The organism is Microbacterium hydrocarbonoxydans (genome assembly GCF_900105205.1).
Taxonomy (GTDB): Bacteria; Actinomycetota; Actinomycetes; order Actinomycetales; family Microbacteriaceae; genus Microbacterium; species Microbacterium hydrocarbonoxydans.
This window is the reverse complement of sequence record NZ_FNSQ01000005.1, coordinates 2,518,009-2,542,480: the sequence shown is the minus strand read 5'-3', so window position 1 is coordinate 2,542,480 and position 24,472 is coordinate 2,518,009. Positions and strand designations below refer to the sequence as shown.

The following is a 24,472-nucleotide window of genomic DNA, read 5'->3' as shown; positions in this document are numbered from 1 at the left end:
ATGGATCTCCCGCTCGCCCGCGCCATCGGGTCGAGGATCGATGTCCTTCCGGAGGCGGGATCCACGAACGCGCTGCTTCGGGAGGCGGCTGCGGACGCGCGTGACTGGCCGCACCTCTCCGTGCTGCTCACCGAGAATCAGACGGCCGGCCGCGGACGACTCGACCGCTCATGGGTGGCGCCGGCCGGAGCCTCGCTCGCGGTGTCGGTGCTGCTGCGTCGGCTCCCCGCCGAGATCGAGGCGCGAGGCTGGGTCCCGCTGGCCGCAGGCGTGGCGATGACGGATGCGGTCGCGGAGCAGCTGCCGCACTCCGCGGTGTCCCTCAAGTGGCCGAATGACGTGATGGTCGAGGGGCGGAAGATCTGCGGTGTCCTCGCCGAGGCGACGGGGGAGGCGGTGATCGTCGGTACCGGGGTGAACACGGCGATGACGTCAGCCCAGCTCCCCGTGCCGACCGCGACGTCCTTCGCCGTGCTCGGTGTCGAGGTCGATGCCGACCGGCTTCTCGCCACCTACGTGCGCCGCCTCGACGAGGTGGTGAGCGCGCTCGCTCGGACCGGGGACGCGGTCTCCAGCGGTCTGCACGAGGAGACGAGTCGGCGATGCGCCACGATCGGCCAGGAGGTGCGAGTCTCGCTCCCCGGCGACAGGACACTCGAGGGGACGGCCACACGGCTCGACGCGTCAGGGCGCCTCGTGGTCGTCTCGAGCCGGGTCGAGCATCCGATCTCGGCCGGCGACGTGGTGCACGTCCGGCCCGCCGCCGTCTGACACGCCCGGGCGGAGGAGCAGGGCGATGTCTGCGGTTGCGGGCACAATGGAGGGGTGACCCAGCCAGTGACTCTCGGCGGACGGCCGACGATGCCACCGCCCGGTGTGCCGACCGAAGAGCTGCTCATCGCGCGGTTCCGCGGTCATGCGCGCCGGCTGTTCTGGTCCGCCCTGATCCTGATCGGTGCATTCGGTGCCACGGCGTACTACTTCGACAATCTGCCTGCGCCGTTCGAGAACTGGATGCTCCTGACAGCAGCCGGAGCGGTCGTGCTGCTCCTCGTCGTCGTGCCCTGGGTCGCCTGGTACTCGCGCACGGTGACCGTCACGACGCGCCGGGTCATCGCGAACCACGGTGTCGGAGCGCGAAACCGACAGGAGATGTCGCACGCTCGCGGCTACAGCATCGGCGTCCGTCGCAGCGTGCTGCAGCGGCTCTGGGGGGTCGGCACCATCACACTGTCCAACGGCGTCGATGCGCCGCTGCGCCTGGCCAACGTCCCGAATGTCACTCTCGTGCACGAGACGCTGGCCGACCAGATCGAGGTCAGTCAGATCCTCGCTCACCGCGACGCGCAGTCAGGACAGGACTCCTCGAGCGGCTACTGACCGCCGGTCGCCGCGAGGCCTTCGGTGTCCACGCGGTGCGTCTCGATGCGAGACAATGTTCAGGACGAATGGAGGCGCACATGGCGCTGCGCGTGGGCGTGATCGGTGGGGGCCAGCTGGCCAGGATGATGATCGCTCCGGCGGTCGAGCTCGGACTCGAACTGCGGGTGCTCGCAGAGGATGAGGGCATGGCGGCGCAGCTCGCCGCGCACGCGGTGGGCGACTACCACGACCTCGAGACAGTGCGCGCGTTCGTCAAGGACGTCGACGTCGTCACCTTCGATCATGAGCACGTCCCGCAGGAGATCCTGCGAGCGCTCGTCGCCGATGGCGTGGCCGTCCATCCAGGTCCCGACGCCCTGCAGTTCGCACAGGACAAGCTCCTCATGCGCGCGCGTCTCGCAGAGCTCGGCGTCCCGCAGCCCGACTGGGCGGCGGTGCGCGACGAGGCGGAGCTGCAGGCATTCCTCGACGACCACGACGGGAAGGCGGTCGTGAAGACCCCTCGCGGTGGCTACGACGGCAAGGGCGTCCGCGTGGTACGCGCGGCATCCGACGCGGCGGATTGGCTCGAGCGGCTGGACGACGGCGAGGCCCTGCTCGTCGAGGAGCTGGTCGGCTTCGTCCGCGAGCTCGCTCAGCAGGTCGCTCGCAGGCCCAGCGGGCAGATCGTGGCCTACCCGGTCGTGGAGACCGTCCAGCGCGACGGGGTCTGCGCCGAGGTGATCGCTCCGGCGCCGCACGCTCCCGAGCGGCTCGCAGAGGTCGCCGAGGGCATCGGCCGGTCGATCGCCGAGGGGCTCGGGGTGACCGGGATGCTCGCGGTGGAGCTGTTCGAGACCGACGACGAGCGGATCCTCGTCAACGAGCTCGCGATGCGCCCGCACAACAGCGGGCACTGGAGCCAGGACGGTGCCGTGACCGGCCAGTTCGAGCAGCATCTCCGAGCGGTGGCGGATCTTCCCCTCGGCGACACGTCGCCCAGGGCCTCCTGGGCGGTGATGGTCAACATCCTCGGCGGCCCGAAGGAGGGCTCGCTCGGCGACCGATTCGCGGGTGCGATGACGGAGCATCCCTCCGCCAAGATCCACACCTACGGCAAGGCGCCGCGGCCGGGCCGCAAGGTCGGTCATGTCAATGTCGCAGGGGACGACCTCGACGACGCGGTGTACGTGGCGCGTGCGGCAGCGGCTCACTTCGATTGAGGGGCTTCACGGGCGTGCCGCTGGGGGGTTCTCCCAGCAGCAGACCGTAGCCTGAGTGGGTGACTGAGCCATTGCACTCCTCCACCGCACCGCTCGTCGGCGTCGTGATGGGATCCGACTCCGACTGGCGCGTGATGAAGGACGCCTCTCAGGCGCTGACGGACTTCGCGATCCCGCACGAGGTGGAGGTCGTCTCCGCTCATCGCACCCCGGACAAGCTCATGCAGTATGCCCGTGAGGCCCGCGACCGGGGTGTGAAGGTGATCATCGCCGGCGCGGGCGGTGCAGCGCACCTTCCCGGAATGCTCGCCTCGATGACAGCGCTGCCGGTGATCGGCGTTCCCGTACCGCTCGCATACCTCGACGGCATGGACTCCCTCCTGTCGATCGTGCAGATGCCCGCCGGTATTCCTGTCGCGACCGTGTCGATCGGGGGAGCGCGCAACGCGGGTATCCTCGCGGCCCGGATCCTCGGGACGTCGGACGATGACCTGGCCGACCGCATCGAGGCCTTCGCCCTCGACCTCGAGGCGCAGGTCGAGGAGAAGAACGATCGGCTGAAGGGTTCGCTGTGACCCTTGCGCCGCCGCGAGGGTCGGCGCGACCGCTGATCGAGACGCGCCCGCTGCGGCATCCCGATCCGACGGACGCCGGCACCATGACCAAGCGCGGCTGGTGGCTCGTCGCACTGAACCTCCTCATCCCCGGATCCGCTCAGGTGCTCGCCGGCAACCGCCGGCTGGGACGCTTCGGGCTCGGGGCGACGCTGCTCGCCTGGTTCCTCGTGATCGTCGCGGCGGGGCTCGCGCTCTTCGCGCGACCGGTGGTGCTCTGGCTCACGGTGGGGGCGGGCTGGTTCTCGGCCGTCGTCCTCACGCTCGTGCAGGTGCTGATGATCGGCTACATCGTCCTCTGGGCGGTGCTCACGTTCGACGTGCTGAGGATGGTCCGACTCGTCCGGATCCCTGGGCCCTCGAAGCTCGCGATCCCGCTGGTCGCTCTGCTGCTGCTGGGTCTCGTCGGCACCGGGATGGGGTACGCCGCATCGTACGTCGGCACGGCCAGAGGCACGATCAGCACGATCTTCGGTCAGAGCGGACCGAGCCTGCCGCCCAGCGAGGGCTATTACAACATCCTCCTGCTCGGTGCGGACAGCGGCGAGGGGCGTGACTCGATGCGGTTCGACAGCATCTCGGTCGTCTCTGTGAACGCCACGACCGGGGCCGTCACGATCACCGGCATCCCGCGCGAGCTCCCCAATGCCCCGTTCAGCGAGGGAAGTCCGATGCAGGAGCTGTATCCGAACGGGTTCGAGGGGCACAGTTCGGATTCCTGCGGTTGGAACGGCTGGATGAACCACGTCCGCAACGCGGCGGAGATCTGCCGCGAGGACAACGGGCAGAGCCTCTACCCCGATGCTGCCGCACACGGCTCCGACGCCGGCATCGAGGCGACGAAGGATGCCGCCGAAGGTGTGCTCGGCATCGAGATCCCGTATTACGTGTTCGTCGACATGCACGGTTTCGCCGCCCTCGTCGACGCCCTCGGCGGAGTAGACATCAACGTGACCGAGCGTCTGCCCAAGGGCGGTCCGCCCGACGGCACCGACCCGTACGACGTCGACGCCTGGGCGACCGGATGGATCGAGGTCGGGCAGCAGCACATGGACGGCGACACCGCCCAGTGGTATGCGCGCTCGCGGTACACGACGAGCGACTGGGACCGGATGAAGCGTCAGCGCGAGCTGCAGGAGGCGATCCTCGCGCAGTTCACGCCGCAGACCGTGCTCACGCGCTTCAATGAGGTCGCCTCAGCGGGGACCGCTCTCATCAGCACGGATCTGCCGCAGGACAAGCTGCCGGAGTTCTTCGAGCTGATGACGAAGGCGCGCAAGCACACCGTGACGACCGTCGAGCTCACACCCGACAACGGCGTGGACGAGTTCGAGCCGGACTACGCCTTCATCCACGATCTCATGCAGCAGACGCTGCACCCGCCGACGGAGACCCCGGCGCCCTGACGACCTGCGGGCACGAGTGAAGCACACGGCGGGCATGAGTGAAGCACCCGGCGGGCATGAGTAAAGCCCACGGCCGCCACCTGAGAGTGAAGGGGGCGGTCGTGGGCCTCCGGTACATGACCGGATTCACCAGACGACGGTGATCGGAGGGGGAGGGATCACCGTCGTCCGGTCGACCCCCGCGCGAGCGGGAATCTGACCTAGGCGCGCTTGCGGCGCGCGATGCCTGTGGCGACGAGTGCTCCACCTGCCACCACTGCGGCGGCCCCTCCACCCAGCACCCACGGCGACACGCTGCCGCCGGTCAGGGCGAGCTCCAGACCTCCGCCGGTGAGCGGAAGCTCAGTGCCCGCGGTGACTGCCGGGTCGTGATCGCAGCTGGCTGCCGAGTCGTGCCCCTGCGAGACCGTGATGGTCGCGGTGTACGAGCGCGAGCCGTCGAATGACAGGGCGTAGGAGCCCTGGCCGTCGGACGGCGGACGGTAGCTGACGACGAGACTTCCGTCGGCTGCTGCGGTGTTGCCCGACACGGAGGAGTCGCCGGCATCGAGCCCGGAGACCGACACACCGACCTTCTCGGACGGCAGGAAGTACCCCGCGCCGAAGGAGACGGTGGAGGCCTCGCAGGTGTCGATGATCGGTTGATCGACGCTCACGCGCGGTGGCTCCGAGTAGGACTCAGATCCACTCGGTGCGGCAGAGGCGACAGCAGGTGCGATGAGCACGAGCGCGCCGGCGGTAAGGCTGATGGCAGCCAGTTTCTTCAGCATGATTCTCCCCAGAAATGCACGCGGAATCGCCTTCGGCTACACCCCTGCAACCGACTGCGTGGGCCCGTTCTGTCCCCACGACAGAGTTCTGAACCCAGATATTCCCCAGTGAGACCGACACTACATCATCGGATGGTGAAAGTCACGATGCGCAGCGCAGTTCGTCTCGGGCCGTCTTCGGCGTGTCGATCATGGGGGTGTGATCGACCACGGTGAGCCGTTCGCCGGCCCCCGTGCCCTGGTATTCGACGGTGATCGTCGACGACTCGCCGGGGGCCAGCAGGACCTCGTGCTGCACGGCCGATCTCGTGCCGAGGAGCGCCGTCTGCACGCTCTCCTCTTTCCCGTCGCGATCGATGTGCGAGGGAGTGGCGCCTTCGGGGCCGTACACCGTGACGAGGGTGCGGGTGGACCCCGCAGGCACACCGTAGAACCCGTCGGCCGTGACGTACGGCGGTAGTGACGTCGCCGCATCGGCAGGAGCGTCATTGGTCCAGGTCACCCTCAGCTGCGTCGTCGGCTTCCCGTCGCACGTGCCGGTCGCGACCGAGAGCGCCGCATCCGTGTAGTAATCCATCTTGCCGCCGGTGGTGTCGTTGAGGAGGACGCCCACGTGCGTCTCGGTGTCATCGACGGGCAGCGCTCCACCGAGGGACGACGCGGCTAGCAGCTTCTCCTCGTCCTCGTGCGCGCTCCAGATCCGGATGCGCCGCTGATCCGCCGACTCCGCGAGGGCTGCCAGGAGGTCCTTGGGATCGGCTTTCGTCAGGGCGGCGGACAGGAGCACTCCTGCAGCCTGCGAGAAGACCTTGTCCTGGGCGCGCGGATCGGGGACGGCGGCGTAGATCTCGGACAGCAGCTGGCTCACCACGGTGTCCTTCGTCGCGGTGAAGGGCCCGAAGGCGAGCGGCCCGGTCGCGGCCAGGAGGTTCTCGGTCATGACCGCGTCGACCGCGATGACGCCGTCGACCCGCTGGCCGAAGCGGTCCTGCCAGCGTTGGGCGATCGCCGGGCCGGCCTCGGTGAAGTCGACGACGCTGGTCAGGTTCTGCATATACCGCCCCGGCTGGTCTTCGAACAGCGCCACGGTCGCCTCGCTGAGAGGAATCGGCGTGTCCAGGGCGGGGAAGTCGGGGACCGATGCCTGCTGCACGAGGGTGATGCGTCCGTTCTCGGCGTGCAGCAGGGCGATCGCCCCGATGATGCCGCCGGAGGAGCGCAGCTCTGCGTTGTTCTGCATCGCGATCACGTAGTTCCGAGGCCCCTCGGCCCCGAGCATGCTCGGAAGCAGCGCCGCGGCCCCGTGCAGGGATCCGACGATGGTCGCCGCCTGTGTGACGGTGGAGCGCATCTCTCGGACGGCATCGGCGAGGGGAGGGAGCGTCGATTCCGCGTCGATCCGGAGGGCGCGCTCCTCGGCCCCGCTGAGGGTGTCGCTCGCATCCGCGAGCGACGGCTCGATCGCCGCGAAGGGAGTGACGTCGATCGTGCCGCCGGACAGACCGAGACTTGCGAGGTCGAGTGCGCCTGCGGCATCGAGGACGGGCACCAGGGCGTCGGACGCCACATCGTCGGCGATGGTGGCGACCTCGCTCACGGCGGAGAAGTTCGGTCCGAGCCAGGGGACGAATCCGAATCCGGTCCAGATCGGATCCGACGTCAGCTCGTGCGCGGACTGCGCGTGATGGGCGATGCGGGACGACAGCGATGCAGCTCGCTCGAGATCGCCCTGACCGATCGCCTCCTTGAGCTTCGACGAGGATGACGCGACCTGCTGGAGGTCATGCACCGCTCCGACCCCGCGCACCGTGACCCACCCGATCGCGAGCACGAGAAAAGTCAGGATCACGCCGATGGTCCATCGCAACCAACGGCGACGTACCGGCAGGCGTCCGTCACTCACTCCTGCATTCAAGCATGAAGCGGCATATCCGGGGTGTGGCGGTGCGATCCGGCCGCACGCCGACGCGCTCCCGGGGATCCGGGTCCTCGCCGACTACTGTGGTCGCATGGGTGCTCGGCTGCGTGTTGTTCTGGATCAGCTGACGCATGTCGTGGACGCCGATCAGGCCGCTGCGGCCAGTGATCTCGCGGCAGCACTGGTCGCGACGGCGCCTGCCGGCTGCGTCGTCGACGCGATCGTCCCCTCTGGAACCGAGGTGACCGTTCCGGGCATCTCCGACATCCGCCGTCTCTCGCTCGCCCGTCGCGAACTCGCCGGGTCCTGGCAGCTGGGCATCGTGGCAGGCGTCGGAGGTGGCCTCATCCACTCTCCGACCCTCATGGCCCCGCTCGTGCGGCACGACAGGGTGCACGACCACGACCAGACCACTGTCACGGTCTGGGATCTGCAGGCGTGGGACGCACCCGGCTGCCTCTCCAAGACGAGGGTCGCCTGGGAGCGCGGGATGCTGAAGCGGGCCGTCAAGCACGCGGACGCGGTCGTCGTGCCCTCGCACGCGATCGGCGCACGTCTGGTCGAGATCGCCAAGCTCGGCAATCGGATCCGGGTGATCCCTGGCGCTGCGCCCTCGGGTTTCGTGGTCCCGTTCGATGCGGCGACCCGCCGTCAGGCGCTGTCCATGCCCGCCGCATACGTCGTGCTCACGGGGTCTGCCGACTCGCTCGCCCAGGGATTCCGCGCGGCGCTCGCCGCGGGCACGGACGCCGTCGTGCTCGACGCCCCTGAGGGGTCGGAGCCGAAGCTCGCAGAGATCGCTGCATCGGTCGGACTCCCGGAATCCCGGGCGCACATCCGCGGCGTGCTGTCAGCGGATGACCGCGCCGCCGTCTTCGCGTCCGCATCGGCGCTCGTGGCGACGAGCACGATCGCGAGCTGGCCCTGGCGCGTGGTCGAGGCCATGACGCTCGGCGTGCCGGTCGTCGCGGCCGAAAGCGGAGTGCACCACGACGTCATCGCCGACGGGGGAGTTGTGGTCGATCCCGAGTCGATGCCGGATGCCGTCGTGGACGCGGTCGGAGACTCCGGTCGCCGACTCAGCGTGCTCGGTGCCGACCGCTCGCGCTCCTTCTCCTGGCTCGGGGCCGCAGAGCGGGTCTGGGGCCTGCACGCCGACCTCTGAGGTCCTGAACGCGGGCTGTGTCTTCACGCGACACGCCGATGAGCAACGCCCGATTTACCGCAACAGTGGCATCATCCTGCAACTTCCGTCACACTGGTCACATGTCTCGACGTGCCCCACGCTCTCGAAACACCATGAGGATGCCCCGAATCCTCGCCACCATCGTCGCAACCGCGGCGCTCGTGGTCGGTGTCGCCGTTCCCGCTGCCTCCGCCTCAGCCGCCTCCCCGGCATCGTCAGCCGCCATCGCGGCGTCGTCAGGCTCCGTCCAGGCGCGCGAGGTGAAGACGACCCTCGCGGGGTTCAGCGCGGGCAACATCATCAGCGACGCGGTGTTCACGAACAAGAACACGATGACCCAGGCGCAGATCCAGAGCTTCTTCACCAGCAAGGTGTCGAAGTGTCAGAGCGGCTACGTCTGCCTGAAGGACTTCAAGATCACCTCGGTGACGCGTCAAGCCGATGCGTACTGCAACGGATACACGGGAGCGGCGAACGAGACAGCCGCCCGGATCATCTATCGGGTCGCTCAGTCCTGCAACATCAACCCGCAGGTCCTGATCGTGATGCTCCAGAAGGAGCAGGGGCTGATCACGCACACCTGGCCGAGCGCCTGGCGATACAACATCGCGCTGGGTCAGGGCTGCCCTGACACCGCTCCCTGCGACCCGAACTTCGTCGGATTCTTCCACCAGATCTATGGCGCCGCGCGGCAGATGCAGATCTACATGGAGGGAAAGTGGTTCCAGTGGTACGCGCCGGGGAACACCTGGAACATCCTCTACAACCCGAACGCCTCGTGCGGCTCCGGACGCGTGTACGTCGCGAACAAGGCGACGGCGGCTCTCTACTACTACACGCCGTACCAGCCCAACGCGGCAGCGCTGCGTGCAGGCTACGGCCTGGGTGACAGCTGCTCGGCCTACGGCAACCGCAACTTCTACAACTACTTCACGGACTGGTTCGGCTCGACGCAGTCGAGTCAGGTCGGCGAGGGCTCTCAGGCGATCAGCGCCGCCTGGGCGGCTGCCGGTGGGCTCAAGGGCTCCTGGGGCAACCGTCTCGACGCGCCCAAGTGCAGTGGTGCCGCGGTGTGCGGTCATGTGTTCCAGAATGTGATCGCCTATTGGCAGAAGGGCAAACCGCTCATCCTCGCCAAGGGAGCGATCGCGAAGTGGGCGATCTCGCGCGGCGTGTCCAAGGTCGGATATCCGAACTCGGCGGTCGTCACCGTCACAGAGAACGGTGGCGGTACGGCGCAGTCCTTCACCAAGGTGCTGGTCAACGCCGGCCCGAGCGGGATCTTCTCGCTGAGCGGGCTCACACGGACGGAGCACGGCGCACTCGGCGGCGTCCGTGAATCGGCGGGCTGGCCCACCTCCGAGAAGACCTGTGCCAGCGGGACGGACCGATGCGTGCAGACGTTCCAGAACGCTGTGATCTCGGAGGTCGGCGGACGAGCGCTGTCGGTCACGGACGCTTCGGTGCTGAAGACATACAACGCCTCCGGAGGGGTGAAGGGCGTTCTCGGCATCCCGACCTCGAAGCTGGTCTCGTCCGCGGCGAGCGGCGGAGGCAAGGAGCAGGCATTCGCCAATGGCGCAGTCAGCATGAGCGGCGCCGGCGTCTACGCCGTCGTCGGCGAGATCAGGAAGGCTCACAGCCGCGCAGGCGGTGTCTCCGGACAGCTGGGGTGGCCGACGGGTGAGCAGAAGTGCGGCCTGGCCGGTGGCGGATGCTCCCAGACGTTCCAGCACGGGACCGCGTACCTCAGCGACACCGCCGGGAAGTATGTCGTCGGCGACATCTCGGAGTACTTCGGTGCGAAGGGTGGTCCGTCGGGGGCGTTGGGTTATCCGTTGGGTGACACGGTGTCGGTGTCTGCCAATGGTGGTGGCACGGCGCAGTCGTTCGCGGGTGGTCTGGTGAACGCGGGTCCCAGTGGTGCGTTCCTGATGACGGGCGCGATCCGGACGGCGCATGGTGCTGCCGGTGGTGTCGCCGGTGCGTTGGGGTGGCCGACGGGTGAGCAGAAGTGCGGCCTGGCCGGTGGCGGGTGCTCGCAGTCGTTCCAGCACGGCACGATCTATCTCGTGGGCGGGAAGGCTCGGATCGTTCGTGCGGGGGCGGGTGCGGACTATTACGGTGCGAAGGGTGGTCCGTCGGGGGCGTTGGGTTATCCGTTGGGTGACACGGTGTCGGTGTCTGCCAATGGTGGTGGCACGGCGCAGTCGTTCGCGGGTGGTCTGGTGAACGCGGGTCCCAGTGGTGCGTTCCTGATGACGGGCGCGATCCGGACGGCGCATGGTGCTGCCGGTGGTGTCGCCGGTGCGTTGGGGTGGCCGACGGGTGAGCAGAAGTGCGGCCTGGCCGGTGGCGGGTGCTCGCAGTCGTTCCAGCACGGCACGATCTATCTCGTGGGCGGGAAGGCTCGGATCGTTCGTGCGGGGGCGGGTGCGGACTATTACGGTGCGAAGGGTGGTCCGTCGGGTGCGTTGGGTTATCCGTTGGGTGACACGGTGTCGGTGTCTGCCAATGGTGGTGGCACGGCGCAGTCGTTCGCGGGTGGTCTGGTGAACGCGGGTCCCAGTGGTGCGTTCCTGATGACGGGCGCGATCCGGACGGCGCATGGTGCTGCCGGTGGTGTCGCCGGTGCGTTGGGGTGGCCGACGGGTGAGCAGAAGTGCGGCCTGGCCGGTGGCGGGTGCTCGCAGTCGTTCCAGCACGGCACGATCTATCTCGTGGGCGGGAAGGCTCGGATCGTTCGTGCGGGGGCGGGTGCGGACTATTACGGTGCGAAGGGTGGTCCGTCGGGGGCGTTGGGTTATCCGTTGGGTGACACGGTGTCGGTGTCTGCCAATGGTGGTGGCACGGCGCAGTCGTTCGCGGGTGGTCTGGTGAACGCGGGTCCCAGTGGTGCGTTCCTGATGACGGGCGCGATCCGGACGGCGCATGGTGCTGCCGGTGGTGTCGCCGGTGCGTTGGGGTGGCCGACGGGTGAGCAGAAGTGCGGCCTGGCTGGTGGCGGGTGCTCGCAGTCGTTCCAGAACGGCACGATCACGGTGAGCGGCGCGGGCAAGGTGACGATCGTCAGGAAGGGGTGAGTCGCAGCGCCAGGCGCTCCACGGCGTCGGCGACCCGCTCGGGTCCGCGTCCGTCGAAGGCTTCTGCGCACGCGGCCCACAGGCTATGGCGCAACGGCTCATCCTCGATGAGCCTGAAGACGGCGTCGACCAGTGATCTCTCCGCCGAGGAATCGTGCTCGAGGTCGACTCCGAGCGCGAGACCCCGCTGAAGCAGCGCCTCGTACCCGGCACGCTGATTCTCCGCGACGGTCGTGAAGATCGTCGGCACACCCATCGTGCAGAGATCCCACGCGCTCGTGCCCGTCGCCGAGATCACGACGTCTGCGCGTGCGAGCAGGTCCGGCAGCCGGGGCGTCGGATGGTGGAGTCGGACGTGCTCTCCGGCCGCCGCCGTGACGGCCGAACGCCAGCGATCGGTGACGACGAGGTCGATCTGGAAGCCGCCAGGGAGTGCAGCGAGAGCACGCGCGACCACGACCATCGCCCCTGTGGGGTCGCTGCCTCCCATGAAAGCGCAGATGCGCTTGGGATCGGCGATGGGGCGGGGGGCAGGACGATGCAGATCCCTGATCTCCCGCCGGACGAGTGCATAACGCGCACCCGCGAGCAGCCGCGTCCGCTGTCGAGCGCTGAGTCCCTCACCCGTGGCACCCAGGTTCTGGTCCAGATACGCGGCGGCGTCGATTCCGCGTGCGTCCCCGTCCACCACAGCCAGAGTCGGAACCGAGCGGTTCACACGCGTGATGTCGCCGGAGGGAAGGACGTAGGAGTCGACGATCATGACGTCGATCCCGTCGTAGTCGCGCTCGTCGGTACTGAGGCAGCCGAAGTCTTCAGCCTGCGTCTCGACGCCGACTTCGGCGATCCGAGCGAGGAGCCACTGGATCATCCCGAAGGAGCCCCGGAGGACCACCTCATGCCCTCGCGCCTTGAGCTCTTCGGCGATCGTGAGACACCGCATCACGTGTCCGGTGCCGGTCGCCTCGCCGGCGTCTGCGCGTATCAAGCACCTCACGAGTAAGATCCTATTGGCCGGCTATCCGCGACTGCGTGCGCTGGATTGCTATGTCTCGGACTTGGAGGACCATCATCAGCATTTTGCAGGGCTCATCGATTCTCGTGACCGGCGGGACCGGATCATTCGGAAAAGCCTTCATCAGATACGCGTTGGATAACTTGGATCCGCGTCGCATCGTCATCTACTCCCGGGATGAGCTCAAGCAGTACGAGGCTCGGCAGCTCTTCGCGGACGACCCTCGTCTGAGGTGGTTCATCGGCGACATCCGTGACCAGGATCGGCTTCGCCGCGCCATGCACGAGGTCGACTACGTGGTGCACGCGGCCGCGCTGAAGCAGGTCGACACGGCAGAGTACAACCCGTTCGAATACGTGAAGACGAACGTCGTCGGGTCCCAGAACGTCGTCGAGGCATCCATCGACGCAGGCGTCAAGAAGGTCGTCGCCCTGTCGACCGACAAGGCCTCCAGCCCGTTGAACCTCTACGGCGCCACGAAACTCGCCGCGGACAAGCTGTTCCAGTCGGCGAACCACTACGCGGCCAGCTACGTGACGCGGTTCAGCGTCGTCCGCTACGGCAACGTGATGGGCAGCCGCGGCTCCGTCGTCCCGTTCTTCCGCAAACTCGCTGCCGAAGGCAAGCCGATGCCGATCACCGACGCGCGGATGACACGATTCTGGATCACGCTTCCTCAAGCCGTCCAGTTCGTGGTCGACTCCTTCGATCAGATGCAGGGTGGGGAGCTCTACGTCCCCCGCATCCCCAGCATGAAGATCCTCGACCTCGTCGAGGCGATCGCACCAGGGGCCGAGACCTACGAGATCGGCATCCGACCCGGCGAGAAGCTGCACGAGGAGATGATCAGTCTCGACGACGCGAGGCGCACGCTGCGGCTGGGCGACCGGTATGTCGTGCTGCCGACGATCGCGAACTGGGGCTTCACCGCGCCGGAAGGGACCGAGCTCCCCGAGGGCTTCGCCTATCAGTCCGACAGCAATGACCTGTGGCTCGATGCGCAGGGAATCCGCGACATCCTGGAGACGCTGGACTAGTGACGAATTCGATTCCGTACGGACATCAGTCCATCGACGAGTCGGACATCGAGGCTGTCGCAGCGGCACTTCGCGGGGACTGGCTCACCACCGGACCCACCGTCGCGGAGTTCGAACGGCAGATCGCTGCAGTCGCCGGTTCCCAGGGAGCCGTTGCGGTGACGAGCGGGACGGCTGCACTGCATACCGCCTACGCCGCCGCGGGTGTGTCGTCGGGTGACCAGGTGATCGTGCCGGCGCTCACGTTCGCAGCGACCGCCTCGACTGCTTCCCTGCTCGGCGCCGAGATCGTGTTCGCCGACGTCGAGGAGGATACCGGCAACATCGATCCCGATGCCGTCACCGCCCTGGCGACCGAGCGGACCGCGGCGGTGGCCGCGGTGGACTTCGCCGGACATCCCGCCGAGATCGATGCGCTGCTTCCGATCGCGCGCTCGGTCGGAGCATTGCTCGTGGAGGACGCCGCGCACTCGATCGGATCGACCTATCACGGCCGACCCGTCGGATCGCTCGCCGACCTCACCACCTACTCGTTCTTCCCGACCAAGAACCTCACGACCACCGAGGGGGGAGCGGTGGTCTCGGACGACGCAGCGCTCCTGGGCGCGGCGAGGGCCTTCCGGAGCCATGGACTCGTGCGGGATCCGGAGCTGCAGCGCAATCCGGACGAGGGCGCCTGGCATCAGGAGATCCATCGGCTCGGGCTCAACTATCGTCTTCCCGACGTCCTGTGCGCATTGGGTCTGAGCCAGCTGCGACGGCTCGAGGAGTTCAAGGCGTCCCGCTCCCGAGTCTTCGACCGGTACGTCGAGGGGTTGGGGGGCGTGGAAGGACTCCGCCTGCCCACGAAGAGAGAGCACGTCGACCCGATGTGGCATCTCTTCCCCATCCGGGTGCAGGACGGCCGCCGCCGAGAGGTGTTCGACCGGCTGCGTGCACAGGGGATCCTGGTGCAGGTGAACTACATCCCCGTGTACTGGCACCCCTACTACGAGGACCTCGGTTATCGTCGCGGGCTGTGCCCGGTGGCGGAACGCTACTACAGCGAGGAGATCTCGCTGCCGATGTACGCGAACCTTTCCGCTGCCGACCAGGATCGCGTGATCGACGCCGTGCGATCGATCCTCGCCTGAGAGAGACACAACATGACGAAGACGGTCCAGAGTCCGATGATCATCGCCGAGATCTCCGGCAACCACAACGGCTCCCTGGAGCGGGCGCTCGACATCGTGCGTGCGGCGGCCGACGCGGGCGCGCACGCAGTCAAGATCCAGACGTATACGGCGGACACGATCACGCTGAATGTGGACTCGCCGGCATTCCGGGTGAGCGAGGGACACGCGCTGTGGGGGTCCAGGACTCTGCACGAGCTCTACCAGGAAGCGCACACTCCCTGGGAATGGCACGAGCCGATCTTCGAGCTCGCGAAGCAGTTGGGCATGCAGGCGTTCAGCACCCCGTTCGATGAGACCGCCGTCGAGTTCCTCGAGAAGCTCGAGGTGCCCATGTACAAGATCGCGTCGCTCGAGATCGTCGATCTTCCGCTGATCGAGCAGGTGAGTGCCACCGGGAAGCCGGTCATCCTCTCTGTCGGCACGGCCACGATCGGCGAGGTCGCTGCCGCTGTGGAGGCCGCGCGTCGTGGCGGCTGCGAGGACCTGACGCTGCTGGCGTGCACCAGCTCGTATCCGGCCGAGCCCGACGACGCCAATCTCAGGCGTATCCCGGTCATGGCCGAGATGTTCGGGGTGAAGGTCGGGCTGTCCGACCACACGATGGGCGTCGGTGTGTCGATCGCCGCGACAGCGCTCGGTGCGACCGTGATCGAGAAGCACGTCACGCTGCGACGAAGCGACGGCGGCGTGGACTCCGCGTTCTCTTTGGAGCCCGCCGAACTCCGTCTGCTCGTCGATGGATGCGACGCCGCCGCTCGCGCTCTGGGCTCGGCTCATGTCTGGGCGACAGGGGCGGAGGCGGAGTCGTTGAGATTGCGTCCGTCTCTCTACGTGACCGTCGATGTGGCAGCGGGAGATCTGGTCACGGACGCGAACGTGCGCAGCGTGCGCCCTGCGGGCGGTCTTCCTCCGGCAGAGCTCTCGCGGGTCATCGGACGGACATTCGCGACGGACGCGACGGTCGGCACCGCGCTCAGCTGGGAGCTTCTGTCCTGACCTCGCGCGGAGGCAGCGCGTACGTCAGGACGCCGTCGGCGCTGCCGAGCTCCACGAACCCGGCGGAGGTGAAGAGCGCCCTGCTCGCGGCGTTCTCTTCGCGGATGCGCGCCGTGATCCGCTGATTCTGCGCCGCGTCGCCGCTGAACAGGGCGAGTCCCGCCTTCAGCAGAGGGCCGGCGAGCCGTTTGCCGCGCTGGCGCGGAGCGACGGTCAGGCTGACCTCAACATCGGTGTCCGATTCCGCGTCGAAGCGAATCGTCCCGATGGCCGTGCCCTCCAGCTCGCCGATGTACAGCGTGCGACGCGGATCGGCGATCGCGCGCATCAGCCACTCGACGTGGGCGTCGCGGTCGACCGGCTGGGTGCTGAGCGACGCCGCTCGCGTCGCAGGATCATTACGCCATTCGAGGAGCACATCGGCGTCGTCGAGAGAAACGGGGCGGACGATGATCACGCCTCCCAGCTTAGCCAGCAGGTCCCGAATAGGATGGAACGATGGTGCTCGCGATCCTCCAGGCCCGGACGAGTTCTCATCGTCTGCCGGGCAAAGTGCTTTCGCCGATCCTCGGCACGCCCCTCATTCTGAGGGCGCTCGAGCGCATCTCCCGGTCCGCCCTGATCGACCGGATCGTGCTGGCCACCTCTGACGACCCGTCCGACGATGCGCTGGCTCGCGTGGTCTCCGACGCCGGCTACGTCGTTCAGCGCGGCCCGCTCGATGACGTGCTGACGCGGTTCATCCAGGTGCTCGACCGGTTCGACGACGAGACCGTCGTCCGCCTGACGGGCGACAACGTCCTGTGCGATCCTCGGGTCATCGACGAGGTGATCAGCGCGCACCTGGACGGGGGAGCGGACTACACGGCCAACACCCTCCAGCGGACCTATCCTCGGGGACTGGATGTCGAGGTGTTCCGCGCCGATGCCCTGCGCGCGGTCGACGGGTCGGCGGTCGCGGCCGATGAGCGCGAGCATGTCACCCTGGGCATCTATCGGCGCCCCGAACTGTTCCGACTGCGCTCGGTGACGCAGCCGATCGATCGCTCGGAACTGCGGTGGACGGTGGATCACCCGGCCGACCTCGAGTTCGCGCGCACCGTATATTCGCATCTCCACGACACCGACGCGGCGTTCGGTCAGGAGCAGGTGGTGGGTCTGCTCGAGACGCATCCGGATCTCGTCCTCCGCGAGCAAGACGTGTCGTGAGCGTCTCCGTCGCCCAGTCTCAGGCGACTGCCATAGAATACAGAGGTTTGCGGCGACACCCGTCGCCGCCGCCTAGTGAGTGGGCCCGTGACTGATACCCGAGATCTTTTCGCCGCCGTCCCGCGTTCCGACTTCGAAACCCCCGGCAAGAGCCGCGGTCTCATCGACGTGGTGCGCTGGCGGTATCTGCTGAACCTGCTGGTGCGCACCGGGGTGACGACGAGATACCGCAACTCGGTGCTGGGCTGGACCTGGTCCTATGTGCGTCCGGCGGCGCAGTTCCTCGTCTTCTGGGTGGTCCTCGGACTGTTCATGAACCTGGATCGCGGCATCCCGAACTATGCCGTCTATCTGTTCTCCGGCATCGTCGTGATCAATCTGTTCTCCGAGGGATTCAAGAACGCGACGACCTCGATCGTCGGGAATGCTCCGCTCGTGCGCAAGGTGTTCCTCCCTCGCCAGCTCTTCGCCGTCTCGGCGATCATCGTCGCCTTCGTGCACTTCCTGCCGCAGGTCGGTCTGCTCCTCGTCGTGTGCCTCCTGCTCGGCTGGATCACGCACATCTCCATCGTCTCGATCCTCGCGATCCTCGCGGGGATGATCATCGTGATGGTGTTCAGTCTGGGTCTCGGCCTCTTCTTCGGAGCGGTCAACGTGCGCTTCCGGGACGCGGAGAACATCGTCGAGCTGATGCTGCTTCTCGCCACCTGGGCATCCCCTGTCCTGTACGGATGGGTGCAGGTGCAGGATGCGGTCGTCAAGACGCTCGGCTGGCCGCAGTGGATCGTCGAGGTCTACCTTCTGAATCCGATCACGCAGGGCGTCGAGCTCTTCCACTACGCCTTCTGGCGACCGGCGACGGAGGGGATGGTCACCGCCGCCGGATACGCCGGCGAGGCGATGATCGACATTCCACCGGGACTGGCGTGGAACACGCTGTGGACGTTCCTCATCGCCGTCGCCACCCTGCTGTTCGGACAGTTCGTCTTCCGGCGCCTCGAAGGAAGGTTCGCACAAGACCTATGAGCGAGCAGACGGCGCATAAGCCGAGCATCATCATCGACGGGGTTCGCAAGCGCTTCACCCTCAACCACGCGTTCTCACTGAAGGACACGGTCGTCGCCTGGATCAAACGACGCAAGCTCACCAGCGAGTTCGAGGCGTTGAAGGGTCTCGACCTCGTCATCGGCGAGGGGGAGTCGGTCGCGATCCTCGGCTTCAACGGGTCGGGGAAGTCGACGCTCCTCAAGCTCATCTCCGGCGTCATGGAGCCGGACGACGGCGAGGTTCTGACCCGCGGTCGAGTCGCGGGCCTCATCGAGGTCGGGGCAGGGTTCCACCCTGAGCTCTCCGGTCGCGAGAACGTCTTCCTGAACGCTGCCATCCTCGGCATGAAGCGCCACGAGATCGAGGCGCGCTACGACGAGATCGTGGCGTTCAGCGAGATCGAGCAGTTCATAGACCAGGAGGTCAAGCACTACTCCTCCGGCATGTTCATGCGTCTCGCCTTCTCGGTCGCGATCCACGTCGAGCTCGACGTGCTGCTGGTCGACGAGATCCTGTCGGTCGGTGACGCGCCGTTCAGGGAGAAGTGCCGCCTCAAGTTCGAGGAGCTCATCGCGCAGGGCAAGACATTGGTGGTGGTCAGCCACGACATGGAGATGGTGCGCGAGCTCTGCACGCGAGGCATCGTGATCAACAAGGGCGAGGTCGTCTACGACGGCGAGGTCGAGGGCGCGATCGCATTGGTGGACGCCTGATGTCAGCGTGGATCGGCGAGATCCCCGCGCTGGTCACGGCGATCGCGATCCTGATCCTCCCGGGGCTGCCGGCCGCTCTGTGCCTGCGCACGACCGCACTGCTGCGCCTCGGTGCTGCGATCGCCCTGTCGATGGCGATCGTCGCCGCAGCGAGCGTCATCGCTCCGTGGTTCATGGGGTGGTCTCCGCTGCCGGTGGCGCTCGTGGCGGCGATCGTCACGATCGTGGCAGTGGTGCTGCGCCGATTCGATCATCATGACGAAGGCGCAGCCGGCCGCACTCCTCGTGCCATCTGGATCGCCCTGGCGGGAGCATTCGCGGTGTGGACTGCCGTCGTGATCGTCGGCATCGCAGACCCGTCGCATCCCAGCCAGCTCTACGACGGTCTGTTCCACTTGAACGCCGTCGAGTTCATCGTCCGGAATGCGGATGCCTCTCCGCTGCATATGACGATGGTGACCCCGGGGTCGACGTCGGGGATCTATCCCACCCTCTGGCATGCGATCGTCGCGCTGGTCGTCCCTGTGTCGGGCGGCGTGGTCGCCGCCACCAACGTCGTCACGGTCGCGGTGATCGCCGTCATCTGGCCTGTGGCGCTCGCGTGCCTGGCCGCCGCGGTCTTCCCGCGCCACCCGATGGCCGCGGTCTGGGCACCGCTTGTGGCCTTCGGATTCAGCGTCTTCCCGCTCGGGTTCCTCACCTGGGGCGTCCTGTACCCGAACCTGCTGGGCAACGTGCTGATCCCGGTGTTCCTCGCCTTCCTCATCGGCGCATTCCGGTCGGGGCAGTCTGCATCAGGCCGAGCTCTGTCGATCCTCGTCGCTGTCGCCGCGGGTGGCGCCTCGGCGGCCGCGCATCCGTCCTCGCTCCTGGGCGGCGTCGCGCTCGGCCTTCCCTTCGTGCTCTGGATGATCGTGCGGCCGTGGCCCTCGGCCTCGCCGCGTCGTAGGGCTCTGATCGCGGTGAGTGTGATCGCCCTCTGCGGAGTGATCGCGTTCATCTGGATCCGCGCCAATGTGACGACTCACGAATGGCTTCCCAACGAGACCATGGGGCAGGCGCTGGGCGAGGTCGCGCTGCTCAGTCCGGTCGGCCGAACCGCAGGTCTTCTGCTCGGGCCTCTCGCTGCGATCGGGATCTGGCGGGTCGTGAAGGACCGTCAGTGGTGGGTGCTGTTCGCCGGCGGCGTGTCGATCGCCTTCTATCTCGCGTCGGCATGGTTCCCGATCCTGTCTCTCCGCAGCCTCGCCGTGGGGGTCTGGTACGACGACACGACCAGGGTGGGGGCGCTGCTCGCGGTCTGGGGCATCCCTCTGGCCGGCCTCGGGGCCGCTGTCGTCGCGGGGTGGCTCCATGAGCGCTGGATCGGTGGCGCACGCGCCACGTCCGTCGTCGTCGGCGCTCTGCTCGCGCTCGGGGCGGCGAGTCACCTGCCGGCCCTGGCCAACGATCTGTCGTACATGCGCAATTCCAGCTACCTCTTCACTGCGCAGTCACAGGGACTGTCCTCCGACGAAGCCGCGCTGTTCGAGGAGATCGGCGACGACCTGGACGACGATTCGATCGTGCTCGGCGACCCCCTCACGGGGGCCGGGCTGCTCTTCGCCTACACCGGACATGACGTGGTGTTCCCTCACGTCACCGGGCGATACGGAGCCGATGCCGACCTGCTCGCCCGCGACTTCGCCGCGGGTGGAGATCAGGTGTGCGACGCGGTCGACAGGCTCGGTGTGACGCACGTGCTGGACTTCGGTGACCGCCAGCTCTTCGAGAATCACTGGACGACTTTCGATGGCCTGCATCACCTCGGCGATTCGGCACTCCTGACCGAGGTCGAGAGCGTCGGCGACGCCACGCTCTACCGGGTCACCGGCTGCGAGTAGCGCGCTCGTCGTTCTCCGCGTCGAGCAGAGCGATCTTCCGTGCCAGGAGCGTGAGTTGACGCTGCATGGCCAGGTTCCTCCGATACTGGGTGTACACGAAGGTGAGGAACATCACGACCAGGGCATAGAAGAGCAGGTCCGTCCCGCGCCCGACGCCGATCAGCGACGCCACCCAGGTGAGCCACTGCGGGAAGAGCACCGACAGGACCGCGGCGATGATGAACAGCATCATGAGGATGCGGCGGATCGCCAGGTGGCTGTCGGCGCCTGTGCGGCGCATGACGACCAGTCCGAGGATGACGATGGCTGCGATGAGCAGCAGCTGGACCCACATCAGCGCACCACCAGGTCGACCAGGATGTTGATGGAGTTGAGCACGCTCTGCCCCTTGCCTTTCGAGTAGTCGGTGTACAGCAGCTCGACGGGGTGCTCGCGCCATGGAAGACCTGTGCGACCGAGCTCGAGGACGATCTCGGTCGCGTGCGCCATGCGGTCCTGCTTGAGGTCGATCTGATCCGCCGCATCGCGTCGGATCACGCGGAGTCCGTTGTGCGCGTCGGTGAGCTTCATCCCGGTGGTGAGGTTGGTCACACGGATCGCCGTCTTCAGCACGACCTTCTTGAGCCATCCCGGATTCGTGCGGTCGTCCAGGAAACGCGAGCCGAAGATGATCGCAGCCCCCTCGGAGCGTGCGGTCTCGAGCATCTCCACGGCATCCTCGACACGATGCTGGCCGTCGGCGTCGAAGGTCACGATGTACTCGCAGGAATCGTGGGTCAGGGCGTACTCGATCCCGGTCTGGAGCGCTGCTCCCTGACCGAGGTTCACCGGATGATGGACGACGTGCGCTCCGGCGCGCGCCGCCTCCTCGGGAGAACCGTCGGTCGAGCCGTCATCGACGCAGACGATGTGCGTGAAGCGCGGCCGGAGGTTCATGATGACGTCGCCGATGACGCTCGCCTCGTTGTAGAGCGGTATGACGATCCAGGATGTGCTGTCCGGCACGGACCCGCTCGGTGTTTCACGCATGACACCATTCTGACAGGGCGCATGGCCGCTCTCGGCCATTCATCAGGTGTGGCCGCCTCAGCCGATAGACTTTCCCCTGCGCCTGCCCTGCGGCGGCGGCGCAGGAAGCGTGTGAAGTGGCAGAGTTCTCTCGAGTGCGGATCGTCGACTCCGCAGATGTCTCCACCGACGCCACGATCGGTGACGGTTCGTCCATCTGGCACCTCGCGCAGGTGCGCGAGAACGCCCGGCTCGGTGCGAACTGCATCGTCGGGCGCGGCGCCTACATCGGCACCGGGGTCGTCATGGGCGACAACTGCAAGGTCCAGAACTACGCACTCGTGTACGAGCCGGCGAAGCTCGGCGACGGCGTCTTCATCGGGCCGGCCGTCGTTCTGACCAACGACACCTATCCGCGTGCGATCAACGCCGACGGCACCATCAAGAGCGCGCACGACTGGGAGCCCGTCGGAGTCACCATCGAAAGGGGCGCCGCCATCGGCGCCCGTGCGACCTGCGTCGCTCCCGTGACGATCGGCGCCTGGGCCACTGTCGCGGCCGGTGCTGTCGTGGTGAAGGACGTTCCCGCGTACGCCCTGGTGGCCGGTGTCCCCGCGCGTCGCATCGGCTGGGTGGGGGAGTCCGGCGTGCCTTTGGTGCGCGGCGATGCCGAGAACACCTGGGTCTGCCCTAGCACGGGTGACCGATTCTTCGAAACCGACGGAAAACTGACCAAGGAGACCGTGTGAGCGAGTTCATTCCCCCCGCAAAGCCCATCATCGGCGACGAGGAGCGCGAGGCCGTCGACCGCGTGCTCCGCAGCGGCATGGTGGCGCAGGGCCCCGAGGTCGCGGCGTTCGAGAAGGAGTTCTCGGAGCACTTCGTGCCCGGTCGTCCGTCCGTCGCGGTGAACTCGGGCACCGCGGGGCTGCACCTGGGGCTTCTCGCCGCCGGTGTGGGCGCGGGTGACGAGGTCATCGTCCCGTCCTTCACCTTCGCCGCCACGGGCAACTCCGTCGCGTTGACCGGCGGCACCCCGGTGTTCGTCGACATCGAGCCCGACACTTTCTCGCTCGATCCCGAGGCCGTCGCCGCGGCGATCACGCCGAAGACCAAGGGCATCCTCCCGGTCCACCTGTACGGCCACCCGGCCCGCATGCGCGAACTCGAGGCTCTCGCAGCCGAGCGCGGCGTCGCCCTGTACGAGGATGCCGCCCAGGCTCATGGTGCGGCGCTCGACGGGCGCCCGGTCGGTTCCTTCGGCGAGTTCGCGATGTTCAGCCTGTACCCGACGAAGAACATGACCAGCGGCGAAGGCGGCATGGTCACGACGGCGACCGACGAGCTCGCCCGCCAGGTGAAGCTCCTGCGCAACCAGGGCATGGAGCGTCAGTACGAGAACGAGGTCATCGGCTTCAACGCGCGGATGACCGACATCCACGCCGCGATCGGCCGGGTTCAGCTCACCAAGGTCGACGCGTGGACCAGGCAGCGTCAGCAGAACGCGGCGTTCCTGGACGCGAACCTGCAGGGAGTCGTGGTTCCGCCGGTCGCCGAGGGCGCCGTTCACGTCTACCACCAGTACACCATCCGGGTTCCCGAGGACCGCGACGGCTTCGTCGCCGCGCTGAAGAGCGAGTACAACGTCGGGGCGGGTGTCTACTACCCGATCCCGAACCACCGGCTGCCCTCCCTCACCCACTTCGCCCCCGGCCTCGACCTGCCGGAGACCGAGCGCGCCGCTCGCGAGGTGGCGTCGCTGCCCGTGCATCCGTCGCTGAGTCAGGACGACCTCGAGCGCATCGTCGCCGCCGTCAACGCCGTCGCGAAGGCGGGTTCCTGATGACTCTGCGCGCCGGTCTCCTCGGCGTCGGGATGATGGGACGCCACCACGCACGCGTCCTCCGCGAGATCGACGGGATCGACCTGGTCGCGATCGCCGACCCCGGGGGAGACCCGCACGGCGTCGCCGGGGATCTGGAGATCCTCCCCGACATCGACGCGCTCATCGCGGCAGGGATCGACATCGCCGTGGTCGCCGTGCCGACGCAGTATCACGAGGACGCCGCGCTCAAGCTCGCGGCCGCGGGCGTCCACACGCTGGTGGAGAAGCCGATCGCGCACAGCATCGACGCCGGTCAGCGGATGGTCGACGCATTCACCTCGGCTGGTCTGGTGGGTGCCGTGGGGCACATCGAGCGCTTCAACCCGGCGGTTCAGGAGCTGAGGCGGCGCATCGAAGCCGGCGACCTCGGCGCCGTGTACCAGGTCGTCACCCGGCGCCAGGGTCCCTTCCCCGCCCGCATCGCGGACGTCGGGGTCGGGAAGGATCTCGCATCCCACGACGTCGACCTCACCGCGTGGGTCGTCCAGAGCGACTACGAGACGGTGTTCGCCCAGACCGCCTTCAAGAGCGGCCGGGAGCATGAGGACATGATCACGATCACCGGGCGCACCGCGTCGGGCGTGATCGTCAACAACATCGTCAACTGGCTCAGCCCGATGAAGGAGAGGCTGACCGTGGTCACCGGGGAGAAGGGCGCGTTCGTCGCCGATACCTCCACGGGGGACCTCACCTTCTATGCCAATGGCACGTTCCCCCTCGAATGGGAGTCTGTGTCGTCGTTCCGCGGGGTCTCAGAAGGAGACGTCACGCGCTACGCGTTCGCCAAGCGCGAGCCGCTGCGCGTCGAGCATGAGGCCTTCCGCGATGCTGTGCTCGGGCATGAGACCGACGTCGTCACTATGGCTCAGGGGCTGCGAACGCTCGCGGTCGTCGAAGCCGCCCTCGACTCGGCGCGCAGTAACGCCGTCGTCGTGCTCTAAG

The 24,472-nt window shown here is 67.4% G+C and carries 23 protein-coding genes; 17 read left to right on the top strand and 6 right to left on the bottom strand.

Features of this window, described 5'->3' with window-relative positions:
* The 5 genes from BLW44_RS12630 (at position 1) to BLW44_RS12610 (ending at position 4,605) form a co-directional block, all read left to right on the top strand.
* Positions 1-771, top strand: coding sequence for a biotin--[acetyl-CoA-carboxylase] ligase (locus tag BLW44_RS12630; RefSeq protein ID WP_060927002.1), 771 nt, complete (start codon positions 1-3; stop codon positions 769-771).
* A 54-nt stretch (positions 772-825) separates the two neighbouring features.
* The gene (locus BLW44_RS12625; protein ID WP_060927003.1) at positions 826-1,380 is read left to right on the top strand and encodes a PH domain-containing protein; all 555 of its coding nucleotides are present in this window, start codon (positions 826-828) and stop codon (positions 1,378-1,380) included.
* 68 nt (positions 1,381-1,448) lie between these two features.
* On the top strand, positions 1,449-2,585 hold the full coding sequence (locus BLW44_RS12620; RefSeq protein WP_074731795.1) for a 5-(carboxyamino)imidazole ribonucleotide synthase: 1,137 nt from the start codon (positions 1,449-1,451) through the stop codon (positions 2,583-2,585).
* 107 nt (positions 2,586-2,692) lie between these two features.
* Entirely contained in the window at positions 2,693-3,160 is a 468-nt protein-coding gene (purE, locus tag BLW44_RS12615; RefSeq protein ID WP_060927012.1) for a 5-(carboxyamino)imidazole ribonucleotide mutase, read from the top strand.
* Entirely contained in the window at positions 3,157-4,605 is a 1,449-nt protein-coding gene (locus tag BLW44_RS12610; protein WP_060927005.1) for an LCP family protein, read from the top strand. The genes purE and BLW44_RS12610 overlap by 4 nt, the downstream gene beginning before the upstream one ends.
* Positions 4,606-4,805: 200 nt before the next feature.
* Here BLW44_RS12610 and BLW44_RS12605 read toward each other — a convergent pair whose 3' ends face one another.
* A complete protein-coding gene (locus BLW44_RS12605) occupies positions 4,806-5,261 on the bottom strand; it encodes a hypothetical protein (protein ID WP_245647404.1) in 456 nt (151 codons plus the stop codon).
* Between the two features lie 256 nt (positions 5,262-5,517).
* Positions 5,518-7,278 carry a DUF4012 domain-containing protein gene (locus BLW44_RS12600; protein WP_060927007.1) on the bottom strand — a complete coding sequence of 587 codons (1,761 nt, stop codon included), beginning with the start codon at positions 7,276-7,278 and terminating at the stop codon, positions 5,518-5,520.
* A gap of 106 nt (positions 7,279-7,384) precedes the next feature.
* Between BLW44_RS12600 and BLW44_RS12595 the strand changes: the two genes are divergently transcribed.
* Both BLW44_RS12595 and BLW44_RS17530 read left to right on the top strand, forming a co-directional pair.
* Entirely contained in the window at positions 7,385-8,458 is a 1,074-nt protein-coding gene (locus BLW44_RS12595; protein WP_060927008.1) for a glycosyltransferase, read from the top strand.
* Between the two features lie 140 nt (positions 8,459-8,598).
* On the top strand, positions 8,599-11,562 hold the full coding sequence (locus BLW44_RS17530) for an LGFP repeat-containing protein (protein ID WP_175473393.1): 2,964 nt from the start codon (positions 8,599-8,601) through the stop codon (positions 11,560-11,562).
* Here BLW44_RS17530 and BLW44_RS12540 read toward each other — a convergent pair.
* Complete coding sequence (locus BLW44_RS12540) at positions 11,549-12,559, bottom strand: PseG/SpsG family protein (RefSeq protein WP_139305281.1); 1,011 nt, start codon at positions 12,557-12,559, stop codon at positions 11,549-11,551. The two genes, BLW44_RS17530 and BLW44_RS12540, sit on opposite strands and share 14 nt — an antisense overlap.
* Before the next feature lie 50 nt (positions 12,560-12,609).
* On the opposite strand from BLW44_RS12540, the gene pseB reads away from it, so the two are divergent.
* The 3 genes from pseB to pseI are packed head-to-tail and all read left to right on the top strand — an operon-like array spanning position 12,610 to position 15,785.
* Entirely contained in the window at positions 12,610-13,614 is a 1,005-nt protein-coding gene (gene pseB / locus BLW44_RS12535; protein WP_245647426.1) for a UDP-N-acetylglucosamine 4,6-dehydratase (inverting), read from the top strand.
* Positions 13,614-14,747: a DegT/DnrJ/EryC1/StrS family aminotransferase gene (locus BLW44_RS12530; RefSeq protein ID WP_060927302.1), complete on the top strand. Its 1,134-nt coding sequence runs from the start codon at positions 13,614-13,616 to the stop codon at positions 14,745-14,747. The genes pseB and BLW44_RS12530 overlap by 1 nt, the downstream gene beginning before the upstream one ends.
* Positions 14,748-14,759: 12 nt before the next feature.
* Positions 14,760-15,785, top strand: a complete 1,026-nt coding sequence (pseI, locus tag BLW44_RS12525) for a pseudaminic acid synthase (protein ID WP_060927301.1) — start codon at positions 14,760-14,762, stop codon at positions 15,783-15,785.
* On the opposite strand, the gene BLW44_RS12520 is transcribed toward pseI, so the two are convergent.
* On the bottom strand, positions 15,763-16,242 hold the full coding sequence (locus tag BLW44_RS12520) for a GNAT family N-acetyltransferase (RefSeq protein ID WP_060927300.1): 480 nt from the start codon (positions 16,240-16,242) through the stop codon (positions 15,763-15,765). The two genes, pseI and BLW44_RS12520, sit on opposite strands and share 23 nt — an antisense overlap.
* 41 nt (positions 16,243-16,283) lie before the next feature.
* Here BLW44_RS12520 and BLW44_RS12515 point away from each other — a divergent pair, with 41 nt between their 5' ends.
* The 4 genes from BLW44_RS12515 (at position 16,284) to BLW44_RS12500 (ending at position 20,637) form a co-directional block, all read left to right on the top strand.
* Positions 16,284-16,994, top strand: coding sequence for a cytidylyltransferase domain-containing protein (locus BLW44_RS12515; RefSeq protein ID WP_060927299.1), 711 nt, complete (start codon positions 16,284-16,286; stop codon positions 16,992-16,994).
* 87 nt (positions 16,995-17,081) lie between these two features.
* Positions 17,082-18,020, top strand: coding sequence for an ABC transporter permease (locus BLW44_RS12510; protein ID WP_060927298.1), 939 nt, complete (start codon positions 17,082-17,084; stop codon positions 18,018-18,020).
* Positions 18,017-18,754: an ABC transporter ATP-binding protein gene (locus tag BLW44_RS12505; protein WP_060927297.1), complete on the top strand. Its 738-nt coding sequence runs from the start codon at positions 18,017-18,019 to the stop codon at positions 18,752-18,754. Before BLW44_RS12510 ends, BLW44_RS12505 begins: the two co-directional genes overlap by 4 nt.
* Positions 18,754-20,637 (top strand): DUF6541 family protein, encoded by a 1,884-nt coding sequence (locus BLW44_RS12500; RefSeq protein WP_060927296.1) that lies wholly within the window; start codon positions 18,754-18,756, stop codon positions 20,635-20,637. The genes BLW44_RS12505 and BLW44_RS12500 overlap by 1 nt, the downstream gene beginning before the upstream one ends.
* On the opposite strand, the gene BLW44_RS12495 is transcribed toward BLW44_RS12500, so the two are convergent.
* Both BLW44_RS12495 and BLW44_RS12490 read right to left on the bottom strand, forming a co-directional pair.
* Complete coding sequence (locus BLW44_RS12495) at positions 20,621-20,971, bottom strand: DUF2304 domain-containing protein (RefSeq protein WP_060927295.1); 351 nt, start codon at positions 20,969-20,971, stop codon at positions 20,621-20,623. The genes BLW44_RS12500 and BLW44_RS12495 overlap by 17 nt on opposite strands.
* Entirely contained in the window at positions 20,971-21,666 is a 696-nt protein-coding gene (locus tag BLW44_RS12490) for a glycosyltransferase family 2 protein (protein ID WP_060927294.1), read from the bottom strand. Before BLW44_RS12490 ends, BLW44_RS12495 begins: the two co-directional genes overlap by 1 nt.
* Positions 21,667-21,782: 116 nt before the next feature.
* On the opposite strand from BLW44_RS12490, the gene BLW44_RS12485 reads away from it, so the two are divergent.
* Genes BLW44_RS12485 through BLW44_RS12475 form a run of 3 tightly spaced genes read left to right on the top strand, consistent with a single transcriptional unit; the run spans position 21,783 to position 24,471 of the window.
* Positions 21,783-22,394, top strand: a complete 612-nt coding sequence (locus tag BLW44_RS12485; RefSeq protein WP_245647425.1) for an acyltransferase — start codon at positions 21,783-21,785, stop codon at positions 22,392-22,394.
* A complete protein-coding gene (locus BLW44_RS12480; RefSeq protein ID WP_060927293.1) occupies positions 22,391-23,488 on the top strand; it encodes a DegT/DnrJ/EryC1/StrS family aminotransferase in 1,098 nt (365 codons plus the stop codon). The genes BLW44_RS12485 and BLW44_RS12480 overlap by 4 nt, the downstream gene beginning before the upstream one ends.
* Entirely contained in the window at positions 23,485-24,471 is a 987-nt protein-coding gene (locus BLW44_RS12475; RefSeq protein WP_217632053.1) for a Gfo/Idh/MocA family protein, read from the top strand. The genes BLW44_RS12480 and BLW44_RS12475 overlap by 4 nt, the downstream gene beginning before the upstream one ends.
* Position 24,472 lies beyond the last annotated feature (1 nt).

Excerpts from the sequence above, each read along its gene's own strand:
- BLW44_RS12630 (WP_060927002.1), top strand. The coding sequence starts at position 1 with ATGGATCTCCCGCTCGCCCGCGCCATCGGGTCGAGGATCGATGTCCTT.
- BLW44_RS12620 (WP_074731795.1), top strand. The coding sequence starts at position 1,449 with ATGGAGGCGCACATGGCGCTGCGCGTGGGCGTGATCGGTGGGGGCCAG.
- purE (WP_060927012.1), top strand. The coding sequence starts at position 2,693 with ATGGGATCCGACTCCGACTGGCGCGTGATGAAGGACGCCTCTCAGGCG.
- BLW44_RS12595 (WP_060927008.1), top strand. The coding sequence starts at position 7,385 with ATGGGTGCTCGGCTGCGTGTTGTTCTGGATCAGCTGACGCATGTCGTG.
- BLW44_RS17530 (WP_175473393.1), top strand. The coding sequence starts at position 8,599 with ATGCCCCGAATCCTCGCCACCATCGTCGCAACCGCGGCGCTCGTGGTC.
- pseB (WP_245647426.1), top strand. The coding sequence starts at position 12,610 with ATGTCTCGGACTTGGAGGACCATCATCAGCATTTTGCAGGGCTCATCG.
- pseI (WP_060927301.1), top strand. The coding sequence starts at position 14,760 with ATGACGAAGACGGTCCAGAGTCCGATGATCATCGCCGAGATCTCCGGC.
- BLW44_RS12515 (WP_060927299.1), top strand. The coding sequence starts at position 16,284 with ATGGTGCTCGCGATCCTCCAGGCCCGGACGAGTTCTCATCGTCTGCCG.
- BLW44_RS12505 (WP_060927297.1), top strand. The coding sequence starts at position 18,017 with ATGAGCGAGCAGACGGCGCATAAGCCGAGCATCATCATCGACGGGGTT.
- BLW44_RS12500 (WP_060927296.1), top strand. The coding sequence starts at position 18,754 with ATGTCAGCGTGGATCGGCGAGATCCCCGCGCTGGTCACGGCGATCGCG.
- BLW44_RS12495 (WP_060927295.1), bottom strand. The coding sequence starts at position 20,971 with ATGTGGGTCCAGCTGCTGCTCATCGCAGCCATCGTCATCCTCGGACTG.
- BLW44_RS12490 (WP_060927294.1), bottom strand. The coding sequence starts at position 21,666 with ATGCGTGAAACACCGAGCGGGTCCGTGCCGGACAGCACATCCTGGATC.